13 protein-coding genes are annotated in these 12979 nt (G+C 52.0%); 8 read left to right on the top strand and 5 right to left on the bottom strand.

Annotated features, from left to right (window positions below):
- Positions 1 to 52 precede the first annotated feature (52 nt).
- Complete coding sequence (gene agn43, locus G434_RS06795; RefSeq protein WP_000820498.1) at positions 53 to 3172, bottom strand: autotransporter adhesin Ag43; 3120 nt, start codon at positions 3170 to 3172, stop codon at positions 53 to 55.
- 371 nt (positions 3173 to 3543) lie between these two features.
- On the bottom strand, positions 3544 to 4416 hold the full coding sequence (locus tag G434_RS06800) for a GTPase family protein (protein WP_001069760.1): 873 nt from the start codon (positions 4414 to 4416) through the stop codon (positions 3544 to 3546).
- Positions 4417 to 5646: 1230 nt separating this feature from the next.
- On the opposite strand from G434_RS06800, the gene G434_RS06805 reads away from it, so the two are divergent.
- On the top strand, positions 5647 to 7131 hold the full coding sequence (locus G434_RS06805; RefSeq protein ID WP_001297234.1) for a YfjI family protein: 1485 nt from the start codon (positions 5647 to 5649) through the stop codon (positions 7129 to 7131).
- A 321-nt stretch (positions 7132 to 7452) separates the two neighbouring features.
- On the opposite strand, the gene G434_RS06810 is transcribed toward G434_RS06805, so the two are convergent.
- Together G434_RS06810 and G434_RS29275 are read right to left on the bottom strand one after the other, a co-directional pair.
- On the bottom strand, positions 7453 to 8055 hold the full coding sequence (locus G434_RS06810) for a hypothetical protein (protein WP_000813451.1): 603 nt from the start codon (positions 8053 to 8055) through the stop codon (positions 7453 to 7455).
- Positions 8056 to 8149: 94 nt separating this feature from the next.
- Positions 8150 to 8356: a helix-turn-helix transcriptional regulator gene (locus G434_RS29275; RefSeq protein WP_000235217.1), complete on the bottom strand. Its 207-nt coding sequence runs from the start codon at positions 8354 to 8356 to the stop codon at positions 8150 to 8152.
- A 742-nt stretch (positions 8357 to 9098) separates the two neighbouring features.
- Here G434_RS29275 and G434_RS31120 point away from each other — a divergent pair.
- Positions 9099 to 9266 (top strand): HHA domain-containing protein, encoded by a 168-nt coding sequence (locus G434_RS31120; RefSeq protein WP_001322502.1) that lies wholly within the window; start codon positions 9099 to 9101, stop codon positions 9264 to 9266.
- 213 nt (positions 9267 to 9479) lie between these two features.
- Here the strand turns inward: G434_RS31120 and G434_RS30795 are convergent, their stop codons facing one another.
- Positions 9480 to 9680 (bottom strand): hypothetical protein, encoded by a 201-nt coding sequence (locus G434_RS30795; RefSeq protein WP_001297900.1) that lies wholly within the window; start codon positions 9678 to 9680, stop codon positions 9480 to 9482.
- 199 nt (positions 9681 to 9879) lie between these two features.
- Between G434_RS30795 and G434_RS06820 the strand changes: the two genes are divergently transcribed.
- The 6 genes from G434_RS06820 to G434_RS06845 all read left to right on the top strand — a co-directional run.
- The gene (locus G434_RS06820) at positions 9880 to 10449 is read left to right on the top strand and encodes an inovirus Gp2 family protein (RefSeq protein WP_000221515.1); all 570 of its coding nucleotides are present in this window, start codon (positions 9880 to 9882) and stop codon (positions 10447 to 10449) included.
- Positions 10450 to 10708: 259 nt separating this feature from the next.
- Positions 10709 to 11110: a putative zinc ribbon protein gene (locus tag G434_RS06825; RefSeq protein ID WP_000270962.1), complete on the top strand. Its 402-nt coding sequence runs from the start codon at positions 10709 to 10711 to the stop codon at positions 11108 to 11110.
- Positions 11098 to 11532: a zinc-ribbon domain-containing protein gene (locus G434_RS06830; RefSeq protein ID WP_001221615.1), complete on the top strand. Its 435-nt coding sequence runs from the start codon at positions 11098 to 11100 to the stop codon at positions 11530 to 11532. The genes G434_RS06825 and G434_RS06830 overlap by 13 nt, the downstream gene beginning before the upstream one ends.
- Before the next feature lie 354 nt (positions 11533 to 11886).
- Positions 11887 to 12267, top strand: coding sequence for an IS66-like element accessory protein TnpA (gene tnpA, locus G434_RS06835; protein ID WP_001171523.1), 381 nt, complete (start codon positions 11887 to 11889; stop codon positions 12265 to 12267).
- The gene (tnpB, locus tag G434_RS06840) at positions 12264 to 12611 is read left to right on the top strand and encodes an IS66 family insertion sequence element accessory protein TnpB (RefSeq protein WP_000612591.1); all 348 of its coding nucleotides are present in this window, start codon (positions 12264 to 12266) and stop codon (positions 12609 to 12611) included. Before tnpA ends, tnpB begins: the two co-directional genes overlap by 4 nt.
- 49 nt (positions 12612 to 12660) lie before the next feature.
- The coding region (locus G434_RS06845; RefSeq protein ID WP_016249744.1) for an IS66 family transposase at positions 12661 to 12979 on the top strand (319 nt) is incomplete at its 3' end.

The following is a 12979-nucleotide window of genomic DNA, read 5'->3' as shown; positions in this document are numbered from 1 at the left end:
GTAAAAAGCCCCGGTCATGATGACCGGGGCCTGAAGGAGAGTGACCTGATTATCAGAAAGTCACATTCAGCGTGGCCTGACCGTTATAACCTTCAGCGCTGCTGCCGCTGACACTGTGGGCATAACCGGCCTGAACGCCCAGGGTGATATTTTCCCGGACACGGGCTTCCAGTCCGGCCTGCAGGTCCAGTGACGTGCCATTCCGGGACGGTGAGAACGTCATGTTACTGCCGGCTGCGGCTGTACCCATGCTCATGTCACCCCGGGAGCTGAAAGTGCGGATAACAGAAGGCTGTACCCACCAGTTCACCGGCAGTTCACGCACACGGTGTTTTGCACTGTCGCGCAGGGTGTCACGGGATGAGGTGCCTTCACCAAAGCTCATATCGTTGTGGCTGCCCAGACGGAAACCGGCACGCACATGTTGTGCACTGCCATGCCCGAACTTCACATAACCGGCGTTATCCTGGCCGTCATCCAGGGAAAGTCCCTGCCAGGTATACTGCAGTTGTGGCTCCAGCATCAGGTTGTCAGTGATACTGAAGGGCAGACCGGTTTCCAGTGAGCCCAGCCAGCCCCAGCCCCGGGCGCGGAAGTCGTTATTGTCCGATGACGCTTTCATGCTGTGGCGGGTTCCCTGTGCCACAATGTCAGCCCACAGGCCGGAGGACGTGTGTGTCAGATTCAGGTATCCGCCCAGGCTGCCGGCATCATCCCGGACCGTGCCGGCGCGGGAACCGTCATCATCCTTAACATCAACGGAAGAATGGCCTGCGGCACCATACACCCCTGTCGTCAGAGACATACCGGCAACCTCTGTTCTGAGCAGGTCACCCTCCAGACGGACGAAGCCATAGCTGCCGCTGCTTTCCGGCGTGGCTCCACGGGCAATACCGCCGTTGTTATCGTGACCGAGATGACCGCCCTGAATGCTGAGACGGACGCTGTTATTTTCACCGTTTACACCGGTCTGATGGCTGCGGGAGCCTGCCAGAATCCGGTCATAGTCCATTGCCTGTGTCAGCATGGATGTATACAGGGGGACTTCAGCACGATAAGCATTTTCACTGCGCAGATACCAGCTCTCATCACTGTCCCGGTTGAGGGAGTAGTTAAAGGCACCGGCCTGCAGCTTATTCCCCTGGATAAAGGCCCCTTCCTCCGTGGTGGCACCGTTAATGGCTTCCACCACCTGAATACCCTTACCGCTGGTCGCCAGCCCCGACGCACTGTTGCCGGCGTTCACCAGGTTCAGGATGGTTTTTCCGGTTGCCCTGCCACCGTCAATGACCAGTCTGTCAGCATTGTTCTGTGCCATATCCGGGCGTACACGCAGGCTGATGGTGCCATTCTGTCCGTTCAGGTTTTTCACTTTCAGGGTTGCCGGTACGAACTTCCCTGTGCGGGTGGAGGTGAAATGAATCTGTCCGGCATGGCTGAGGTCATCCACCACCGACTGCACCGTGGCGTTATCGGGAATATTCCAGGTGGCACCAGAGGCGAGAGTGACATTCGTGGGGTCAATGGCACCGTTCAGCACAGTGCTGCCGGTCAGCTTCAGGGCTGTACCGCGCTGAGCAATGACATCCGTGGTGACGGTACTGTCGTTCAGCGTCAGCGTGCCTTCATTCAGGTTGACGGCTTTCTGGGTGAGTGTGGTGTTGCTGACAGTGAGTGTGCCACTTCCTGATTTTTCCACGCTGCCGTTACCGGTGAGAGAGCCTCCCTGCAGGAGTGCATCGCCTTCACGGATGGTCAGGGTATCGTTGTTCACCGTCTTCCCGGAAAGGGTAAGTATGGCGCCGTTATTCAGCGTGGTGGTGCCCGCCAGTGTGCCGCCCCTGGCGGTGAACAGTCCGCCATTTACCGTGGTATCCGTGGCCGTATCACCGGCGTTCAGCGTGAATGAACTGCCTTTTTCCAGCATCAGGGCATCCGCCTGACCGCCTCCGATACTGAATGCCTTTCCGTCGCTCCGGGTACCACTGACAGCGGCACCGGAATCGGCCAGCAGTACACCGCCATTTCCCATGGATACGGTGGTGGCGGTGCCACCGTTGCGGACATCCAGCGTTCCGCCATCATCCACGCGGGTATTAGTGGCTGTGTGTCCGGTCAGCACATCCAGGCGTCCGCCATTTTCCAGTACGACATTATCAGCTTTACCCTCCACAACAGAGAATGCTCCCAGGCGGTTTATGCCGGTAACGGTTGCAGCCGTACTGGTAACCAGTGCGCCGCCCTGCTTCAGGGTGACATTCGTGGCTGTACCACCGGCGTCCACCTGCAGTCTGCCCTTCTGATTAACGGTGGTATTCCCGGCCACACCCCCGTTTTTGACAATCTGCCAGCCGTCACTGTTTACAACAGTGCCAGACGCCGTACCGCCGTTGTGCACATACTGGTACCCCCCATTCAGCGTGGTATCCAGTGCGTGACCATGTACAGTCTGGTCGCCGCCGGCATAAACCACAGTGGTATTTGCCGTTCCTTCAGCAGCCACAATCTGACGACCATTTTTATTGATGGTGGTGCGTACGGCATCTCCGTAGACGGTCTGCCCGGTATCACCATTTTCCGCATCCGGTCCCCCTTCCGCGCCGGTATTCACAACCGTGTCGGTTGCCACTGCGCCGGATTTGATGGCCTGCCAGCCCTTCTCATTAATGACGGTACCCGTTGCAATCCCGCCTTCATGTACCCACTGCTCACCGCCGTTCAGAGTGGTGTTCACTGCCTGCCCCTGAAGGCTCTGTCCGCCTCCGGCACTGATAACCGTGTCTGAAACGCTTCCTCCGGCATTCACTCTCTGAAGACCACCACCGGTGACAGTAGTGTTGTTGGCGATACCGCCATTTTGTATCCATTGTCCGCCGGTATTGGCCTCGTTATCCGGCCCATACTCCAGACCGGTACTGATGGTCATTCCGTTGGCCGTACCGAGGACAATCTGGTTGTCATGATTTGTCAGTGTTCCGTCGTTCACGGTTTCTCCCGCCTGTACAACCTTGTCAGCAGCCAGTGCCGGGACTGATGTGACAGCAGCAAGAGACAGCGCAACCGCCACACCAGCGCGTTTTCCCCGTGAGCGGGCCAGTTCGGAGGCCACCACCAGGGTGCCCGTAATGTGATTCCATACCAGCCTGTAGCTGGTGTTCAGATGTCGTTTCATCAGCTTTTCCTTACAGAGGGTGAATAAAAAAGCCGGTACCCACAAATGTGGATACCGGCAGGTACAAAACAGCATGCTCAGATAAAGTGGTTTTTCCCGGACATAAATGCTTCCCCTCTCTCATCCGCCAGAGAAGTATCAGTCCGTTGTGTGCAATTCCGTTCTGCATGATGAAGAGATTCAGCTGCCTTTTCGCAGACCATTAACCACTATAAACGATCGATAGCAACGATCGATACCTGTTTTATCGATCGTTTTATTCTATTAACGACAAGGCGGTCACGCAAGAGAAACAGGAGGAGTATGAGGGGTTTGTGTCATGTTTTCAGTTGGTTAACGTAATGTTATCAGGCATTTCCCTGGCAGACTGTTCAGAAGAAAATCCAGTTCCATACAGCGCGGGCAACAGAGACCACCGTGTCACGGACGGCACGCAGAACCGTACGGGCAACAGAGGCAACACAGACGCTCTCCGCCGTGTCAAATATCCGGTCCACCGCACCGGTAAACTGTTCACGGGCCTGAGCGCGGACAGATTCCGTGCGCAGCTCGTCCTGCAGGCGGGTCATCAGGGGACTGGCGGCATGGTCGGGAAGTGCTGTCATTAGCGCACTGACCAGCGTATCCAGTTCCCAGCCGGTGCGGGCCGATACGGCAACAACCGGATGTACGGGCCGGAACAGACGGAATACCGCCTCCGTTTTCTCCCGAATGTTCTGTGCCTGTGCGGGAGAAGGCTGAATGCCGGCCATATCCCATTCATGGCAGGGCTCCGTTTTGTCGGCCTGCGTCACCACAAACAGCACCTGCTGATGTCCCCGGTGCAGGATGTGTCGCCAGAAATACTCATCCACAGACAGGGCGCGGTCATCGGCTTTAATCAGCCACAGCACCAGGTCCAGTTCGGGCAGAATGTCACGGTACAGGGCTTCATACTCTGCATCCCTGTCCCGGCTCTCGCCCACCCCGGGCAGGTCAGTGATAACCATGCTGTGACCGTGGCCACTCAGACGGAAGCGCCGCACTTCCCGGGTGCCGGCGTGAACATCACTGACCGGGGTGACCTCCCCCTGAAACAGTGCATTACAGAGTGAGGATTTACCGGCCCCGCTTTTACCCATAATGCCAATCACGGGTTCGTGACTGGTGAGTTTGCGCAGATGTTCCAGGATGTGACGGGAAAGTGAGTAAGGCAGGGAGGAGAGCGGTTTTTCAATTGCCTCAATGGCATCAGACGGATTCATACATGTATTCCCGGTGAAAAAAGACAAAACCCCGCGCACCGGAAAGGTGGCGGGGGATTCACGGAGATAATATCTGTCTGAAATTGTTTTGAATCGATGGGATTGTTGCGTATTAACATGAAGGAGATCAGGACTTATCCGTTACTGGGTGATCTCCTTCCATGAAAATACGCCGTTATTGTTAAACAGCAGGCTGATTTCTCCGTAAAGGGGAAAATATTTATCGGCTGTATGATTATCAGGTGTATCTGTGTTTACTGCTGTGAGTATTTTTTAGTGTATTGTGGGGGAGATGTCAGTGGGAGATATTAAATTTACGTTTATAATTATCTTACTTCTTCTGTGTGTTTTTTATAAGAGTGCACACGTAATGATATCTGTTGATACCATGTGGTTAAGTGTTTCCCTTCCTGGTCATGCGTAATGATTAAATGCTTTTGTGACACCATTCTTCCGGTCTGAATATTTATCCCGTTCTTTTTTATTTGTGCAGTGATACTGTCGGAAGAGAATTCAGTAATGTGAGGTGTCCTGGTCAGGATAATATCTGCTGAGATATTATTAGTTGAGTGTGTTTTACTGAGCAAAAGCTGGCTTTTAATTCCTGTACTGAAACACTGTCGCTCGTCCGGGGTTAACTGAAACTGGATGATGATGTAAAATGAAGGCTGTTTTTGTGTTTGTCGAAGAAGTGTTATTTTAATCCATTCTCATCATTGGCTGGCGATTATACAGAAGTATTTGAAGAAAAAATGGTGCATTTTATCTGTGTCAGCAGGGAAGAAGTATTTTATTGATGTATCAGTATTAAATGGTTTTTGTTATTTATAAAAATGTCATCCTGTCCATAAAATATTGTACTCAGCATTCAGTGCAGGAACTGTAGTCTTCTTTATTTTATTCTTCTTCAGGAGGGGGGGTGATTCCTGAAGGCGTTATTCCCGGTGTTCTGTTTATGATTCTTCCCGGCAGGAAACCGGTATCTGCAATACCCGGGATGATGCTTTTTGTTCGTACGTGGTTGTGTAAAATTTGAATAGTGGATGTGCTCCGAAGGGAAGGAGGGGACACACAGATTCATTTTGTCTTTCTTCAGCAGCAAAATACACTGTGGTTATTATTTAACCATTAAATCAACAAAAAATTTTACCTCATATTGATTTGACTGCTATTTTTGCTATTAATAGCCAGAATTGCAGTGCTTTTATATCTGTGTATAGTGAGGTTACTATGTCATTCGGTCAGCCTTGTGATGAGTTTCCCCTGAGTTCGCTGCCTCCACTCATTCGTGATGCCGTTATTGAAGCTCAGCAAATTACGCAGGCTCCCCTTGGGCTTGTGGCAGCGTCTGCCCTGGGCGCTGTTTCACTTGTCTGCCAGAATCTGATTGATGTCTGCAGACTGAATACACTGCGGGGGCCGGTCTCTCTTTTTTTCCTGACGCTTGCCGAGTCCGGAGAACGAAAAACCGCAGTGGACAAATTATTAATGAAGCCCCTGTACCAGCAGGAGATGCAGTTATATTCCAGATACAAAAGTGAACTGGCTGTCTGGAAAAACAAGGAAGAGCTTTTAAAGGCTCAGAAAAAAGCATTGTTGTCAAAACTGAATAAAGAACTCCGCAAAGGCGCGGATGAGTCAGAAACCCTCAGACAACTGGAAGTACTTCAGAAAAACAGTGCGGAAGAACCTGTGAGGTATAAATTCATTTTTAATGATGCCACGACTGCGGCAATTAAGAATCAGCTTTGTGGTAAATGGCGTTCAGTTGGTATTATGTCAGATGAAGCCGGTATTATATTTGATGGATATACCCTGTCTGAGTTGCCTTTTATTAACAAAATGTGGGATGGCTCTGTATTGTCTGTGGACAGAAAGAATGAACCCGAACAGATGATTGAAAATGCCAGAATGACGTTATCCCTCATGGTGCAACCCGGTCTTTTTGACCGATATATGGAGCGAAAAGGTTCTGTTGCCAGGGACAGTGGTTTTCTTGCCCGTTGTCTTATCAGTAAACCTGCAACCACGCAGGGGAAACGCTTTATTAACGGAGCTGTGATTCCGGGAGGATCATTAACGGCATTTCATGAACGATTAATGGAACTGGCCAGAGGCAGTATTGAAAAATCCAGTGAGGATGAACGGTATTGTCTGCATTTTTCGCCTGAAGCGCAAAAAATATTTATTGAGCACTATAATGTTCTGGAGCAGGATTTATCCCCTTCCGGACCCTTAAGCCCGTTTCGGGGACATGTTTCAAAAAAAACAGAAAACATTGCAAGAATTGCAGCGTTATTTCAGTATTTCAGCTATGGTGAAGGGAAAATCTCTGCCGATATCATGACGTCTGCTGTCGTAATAAGTTCGTGGTACACAGATGAATATAAAAAATTATTTGCGTTACCTGATGAATCTGAACTGCAGCAGAAGGACGCCGAGGAGCTGTTCGACTGGCTCATTGAGGAGTGCCGCGGAGAATGCCCGCCCCGTGTCAGGAAAAATTATATTCTCCAGTGTGGCCCGGGCCGGTTCAGAAACAGGAAAAAACTGAACGCATTGCTGAACATTCTTGAATCTCAGTTCAGGCTTTCTGTCGTGCCGGAAGGAAAAACCATGTATGTTCTGCTTCCCCAGATAGCCAGTTTAAAGTTGTCTGATGTCTCTGGTATTTTTACCTCGGGTTATCACTACAATAAGCTGAGAGCGAAGTAACCGGTGAGCAGTTTTTCTCCATTATGCTTCAGACTTAGATGATTGATTATTATGGGGATTTCATCACCGATATTCAGATGTATGAATATCGGTGATGAACTAAAGCTCAGGAGCTGCGTGGTGGTGATGAATCAACAGGCATATAACTGATACCCGCCGGTCAGAAGTTCCAGCCTGCGACTTTCCTGTCTGCGTGCCCGCAGTCCGGCGTTCAGGTGCAGCGTGTGACAGAACGCACGGAGAGCGAAACGGCAGGCAGACAGGCCGTTCAGTCAGCCCTGGCACCCTGCCCGGATACCAGCTTCCCTGAAACAACTGGCATCAGGTGCGCTTATCGTCAACCGTTGTGCGGTATGACAGGAGCACGTACTGATCCATCAGATCCGTCAGTGCTGCGCTCTGCTTCTGACGGTTGATGATCCATTCCTCCAGCTCTTTTTCTGATTTCCGTTTCAGATTCTCCGTCCAGTCGTCAAGGCAGTTTCCGGTCATTAAATCAAGCCAGCAAAGCCAGACCAGTTTGAGGCGCAACTCCGTGCCACCAAACTGACGGAAGAGGCTGATCAGTTTATTTGCCAGAGAACGCTGCCTCAGACGTTCACATTCAGACAGGAGAATGCCTTCCAGCATCGGATGATGAACCAGCAGATGTTCACTGGTGCATAAATTCACTATCAGATCATCATCCAGGGGCGGTGTGGCCCGTTTGTCAGGGCCATAAATCAGCCGGTGCAGGCTCTGGGGTACGATGGCAATCTCCGGTTTTTCACCATTGAATGACACCCAACCGGGCGTCAGATTATGGAAGTAGTAGATATTCGGATGACACACGCCCCAGGATACGGCGTGCCGGGTGAAGCCGGTCAGCCATTTCTGGTAGCTTTCGTGGAGCCATTCGTAGCGGGTCTGATACTGTTGTTTCATTTTCATATTCCTCACGGGGATATAACAGGCAGCAGAATGCCGCCGGCAGGCCGGAGATTACGTCTGCTGCGGGTGAACGGATAACGGTCAGAAATTACGGACGGGACTGTGCAATACGCGCCTGCAGCCAGGCTTCCACTTCACTTTTCAGCCAGCGGGAGCTGCGCCCCATTTTGATGGGGGCAGGAAAGCCCCCATCTTTGATGAGTTTGTAAAACCACTTATCGGTTAAGCCGGTAAGTTGAGTGATAAACGCCATGTCGACCATCTGGTCATCCATCAGCGAAACAGGGGTAGCCATGAGAATGTTCCTCCGGATGTTGTTAAACCAGCCGGTGTGGTCATGAAAACAGCGCGCCACCTTCACTGGCATAACAACCGGGGAGAAACGTAAAAAATAATCGGGAATGTGGCTGTCCGGAGATAAACGGGGGGATTGCGATGGCAGAGCCGTAGCGGAATCCCGGGGGGTTGTTGCGAAAAGATGCTTCCGCACGCACGCGCGATAAAGGAGGGAGGACTTTCGTGAGACAAGGGGAAAACTAGCGTTCTGATAATTGCAGAGTTGTTTTCGGAGGTGGTTACAGTGAGTCAGCCCGTTCCTGGCGAGGAGGAGACTGATATCACCGATGGGATAAGGCTGTCTGATTGGTATTATAAATATAAGAAGTCATCAGAGAGTAACGTAAAGGATTTGCCAGAGTAAGCTAAGAGAGTAAATCTCTCCGGTAACAGAGCGCTGTGAAGCATTCTGTATCAGAGTGCAAATACATGAACGCTGATGCGTAAAATCAGCAGTGACACGCCAGCTCCCCCTGTGCCCATTCCTGTATAAGACATGAACTGAGCGTATTAATGCTCCTGCTCTGAGACTGAGCCGGTGAGTGAGGGGCTGAGAAATCCCTCTTGACACAGCTCTAAACCAGAAATACTTCCCCGGTTGTTGCGGTGCGTCCGGATCCCCGATAACGGAACACTAAGGCTGTATTGCGGGACACCGGGTAAGTGGCAGCCTGTAATGTGTTCTGTCAACGCCAGAAAAAATGATTTTTCACACGCGTTATAGACTCACTCCTGTGGACCTGGAAGCCCGTAACTCTGCGGTTGCCCACCGACTGACGGAACTGACCGCAAACTTTACGAGTGCGTGCAGGGCTTCAGTCTGGTCACCTGAGCGTTCGGTAACGGAGGCGCGGGCGGTAATAGGCTGATTTTCAGGTATTACCGGCTTACAGCGTGTGGTTGATATTGAGGGGCTGTGAGTTTCGCGTATTTGTCAGAAACCCAGACGAGTTTTCCTGTATGGGACGAAATAAGGCAGCGGCAATACCTGGAAAAATTTAATATGGTATGAAGGAGAACCTGTCGGTTACGCTTAATATACCCGGTACACTGTCAGCTCAGGGGATACATGAACCGTTATCTCACCAGCTACACAGTATATACACACTGACGCTGACAGTAGTCAGCAGGACCACAATAATCAGTGCCAGCAGTATGGTAACGATACGGTCTGTATTCCGGTAATAGCCGAAGGGGTCGACAGAACCACAATACGGGCAACACACTGTATTATGAGTAATCGCGTTTCCACAGTCCCTGCACTTCTTTTTGCGTATCACCATCACTCCCTCCTCACAGCCTTACCCGTAACCGGTTTTTTACATTAAAAAAACAACGCTGAAAATTCAACCGTCAGTCCGGAGACGACCGTTCGGGTTATCACAGAGTGCCTGAGACAGTGTCCTGCCGGAGGTCACTTCAGGGACTCTGCGCATTTTTTACGACGTGGCTATTCCGTATGAACCATACGGAGATTTAACCATGACCTACAAATACAACCCCTTCTGGCAGCAACGTATTCGTGAGACGGTGCGGCACGCACTGAATGTTCATCCCCGCCTGACGGCATTGCGGGTTGACCTGCGTTTCCCGGATGTACCGGCAGCAACGGACGCAGCTGTGATATCCCGCTTCATCAATGCCCTGAAAGCCCGAATCGACGCTTACCAGAAACGTAAGCATCGGGAAGGTAAACGCGTGCATCCCACAACCCTGCATTACGTCTGGGCCCGGGAGTTTGGGGAGTGCAAAGGTAAAAAACACTATCACCTGATGCTGCTGGTCAACCGGGATACCTGGTGTCGTGCCGGTGATTACCGCGCTCCGGAGTCTCTGGCCGGGATGATTAAACAGGCGTGGTGCAGTGCCCTGGGAGTGGATGTCGGGTGCCATGCCACGCTGGTGCATTTTCCGGCCTGGCCGGCGGTGTGGCTGGCGCGTAATGATGACACCGGCTTTCAGCAAGTGCTGGAACGTGCTGACTATCTGGCGAAGGAGTATACCAAAGCTCACTGCACCGGTGAGCGCAATTTTGGCTGTAGCCGGAGTTGAGCACGACTGGCGCGCCAATATCCGGCAAACCAAAAGTATGGGTTGTTGTCTGGCGGCAACGATGTATCCACTCGCCCACTGACTGTTTTTTACGTCAGTGTTCCATTGTGTGACAACCACAGTGCTGTAACAGCAACCAGCCTGCTTTACCCAAACTCCAGTCCAGATTTTAACTGAACCGCCATTCACACCCTGACCACGCTGCCCGTACCGGGACGGCTGTTGCCTGCGTGTCGTCTGGCGGCTAAGGAATATGACTATGTACGCAAAATCCTTTATCGCTCTTGATGGCAACGGACGTCTGACGGGCGCCCGTACTGCACAGGCCGCACCTTATGCTCACTACACCTGCCACTTGTGTGGCAGTGCACTCAGATACCATCCGCAATACGACACTGAACTTCCCTGGTTTGAACACACTGACGACAGGCTGACAGAGCACGGTCAACAGTGCCCTTATGTCAGGCCGGAGCGCAGAGAAATACAGTTGATTAAACGTCTGCAGCAATTCGTACCGGATGCCTTACCCGTGGTGCGTAAAGCCAGCTGGCACTGCAGACAATGTCACCACGATTATTATGGGGAGCAGTACTGCACACACTGCCAGACCGGAGGATTCAGTATTCCCCGGACAACTCAGGAGGAAATATGCGAATTCTGAACTGTTATATGGCGAATGACAGCAAAGGCCATTTTGTTACGGCGAAAGAAGCTGCGAAGCACAACCGACAGGACGTTTTGTGCTGTGTGTCCTGTGGATGCCCGTTAACACTTCAGCGGGGCAATGACGGACAACCACCGTGGTTTGAACATGACCAGATGACTGTCGCTGAAAAAATCCTGCTGCGATGTACCTGGCTTGACCCGGCAGAGAAAGAGGCCCGTCGTTTGCATCTGCAGGGCATGACGGTTCCGGATTATACGGTGAAGGTGAGAAAGTGGTTTTGTGTGATGTGTGACGAAGATTATGAGGGGGAAAAGTGCTGCCCACGCTGCGGTACCGGGGTATACAGCAGGGCGTGGGGGCGGCAGGAGGTGCCGTCGGAAGATGCCAGGGCTGATAATCCGTTACAGAGGCTGTAATGGTTGCCTCCGGAGCAGTTTGCGGTGATGCCTTTCCCGGGAATGGATTGCCAGTGCGGGGACTGTGGAGCTTAATTCCGGTGTTGGTGGCCTTTCCATTGATTTTATGCCAACAGCCCCCTGTGACTGACAGGCTGCCTCGTCATTCCATTCGTATCTCCAGTAACAGGGGGTTGTATTGTATTTTATTGTACCGGTTCAGGTGTGCGTTTCCCGGCGCGTCTGCACCGGCTTAACCAAATTCAACAGGGATAAAATAGTGGTAAGCGTACAGCCTGAACCGTCTGGTCAGAATCTGACGAATTAGACAAAGTGGTGTCCACCAAATAAGTAGTGGGAACCAAAGTGTCAGATATGCAGAAAAATGTGACTCCCGGCAGGCGAAAAGGCTGCCCTAATTATCCTCCCGAATTTAAACAGCTGCTCGTTGCTGCCTCCTGTGAACCCGGGATATCCATCTCAAAACTTGCTCTTGAAAATGGCATTAACGCCAATCTGTTGTTCAAATGGCGACAACAATGGCGCGAGGGAAAGCTGCTATTACCTTCTTCAGAGAGCCCCCAGCTACTTCCTGTGACTCTCGATGCAGCTGCCGAACAGCCAGAATCGCTCGCAGAGGACCCGGAAACCCTCAGTATCAGCTGTGAGGTAACGTTCCGGCACGGGACGCTCCGCTTCAATGGCAATGTCAGCGAAAAGCTCCTGACTCTGCTGATACAGGAACTGAAGCGATGATCCCGTTACCTTCCGGGACCAAAATTTGGCTGGTTGCCGGTATCACCGATATGAGAAATGGCTTCAACGGCCTGGCTGCGAAAGTACAAACGGCGCTGAAAGACGATCCCATGTCCGGCCATGTTTTCATTTTCCGGGGCCGCAGCGGCAGTCAGGTTAAACTGCTGTGGTCCACCGGTGACGGACTGTGCCTCCTGACCAAACGGCTGGAGCGTGGGCGCTTCGCCTGGCCGTCAGCCCGTGATGGCAAAGTGTTCCTTACGCAGGCGCAGCTGGCGATGCTGCTGGAAGGTATCGACTGGCGACAGCCCAAGCGGCTGCTGACCTCCCTGACCATGCTGTAAATCTCTTTATCCTGGTTGTCACAGAATAAGCCCGGTAAAATACGGGCTTATGAACGACATCTCTTCTGACGACATCTTCCTGCTAAAACAGCGCCTGGCCGAACAGGAAGCGCTGATCCACGCCCTGCAGGAAAAGCTGAGCAACCGGGAGCGCGAAATAGACCATCTGCAGGCGCAGCTGGATAAACTCCGCCGGATGAACTTCGGCAGTCGTTCCGAAAAAGTCTCCCGCCGTATCGCACAAATGGAAGCCGATCTGAACCGGCTTCAGAAAGAGAGCGATACGCTGACTGGTAGGGTGTATGACCCGGCAGTACAGCGTCCGTTGCGTCAGACCCGCACCCGTAAGCCGTTCCCTGATGTCACGA

The organism is Escherichia sp. KTE172 (genome assembly GCF_000408845.1).
GTDB lineage: Bacteria > Pseudomonadota > Gammaproteobacteria > Enterobacterales > Enterobacteriaceae > Escherichia > Escherichia coli.
The sequence above is the reverse complement of the archived record's forward strand: the minus strand, read 5'-3'. Positions and strand labels throughout refer to the sequence as shown.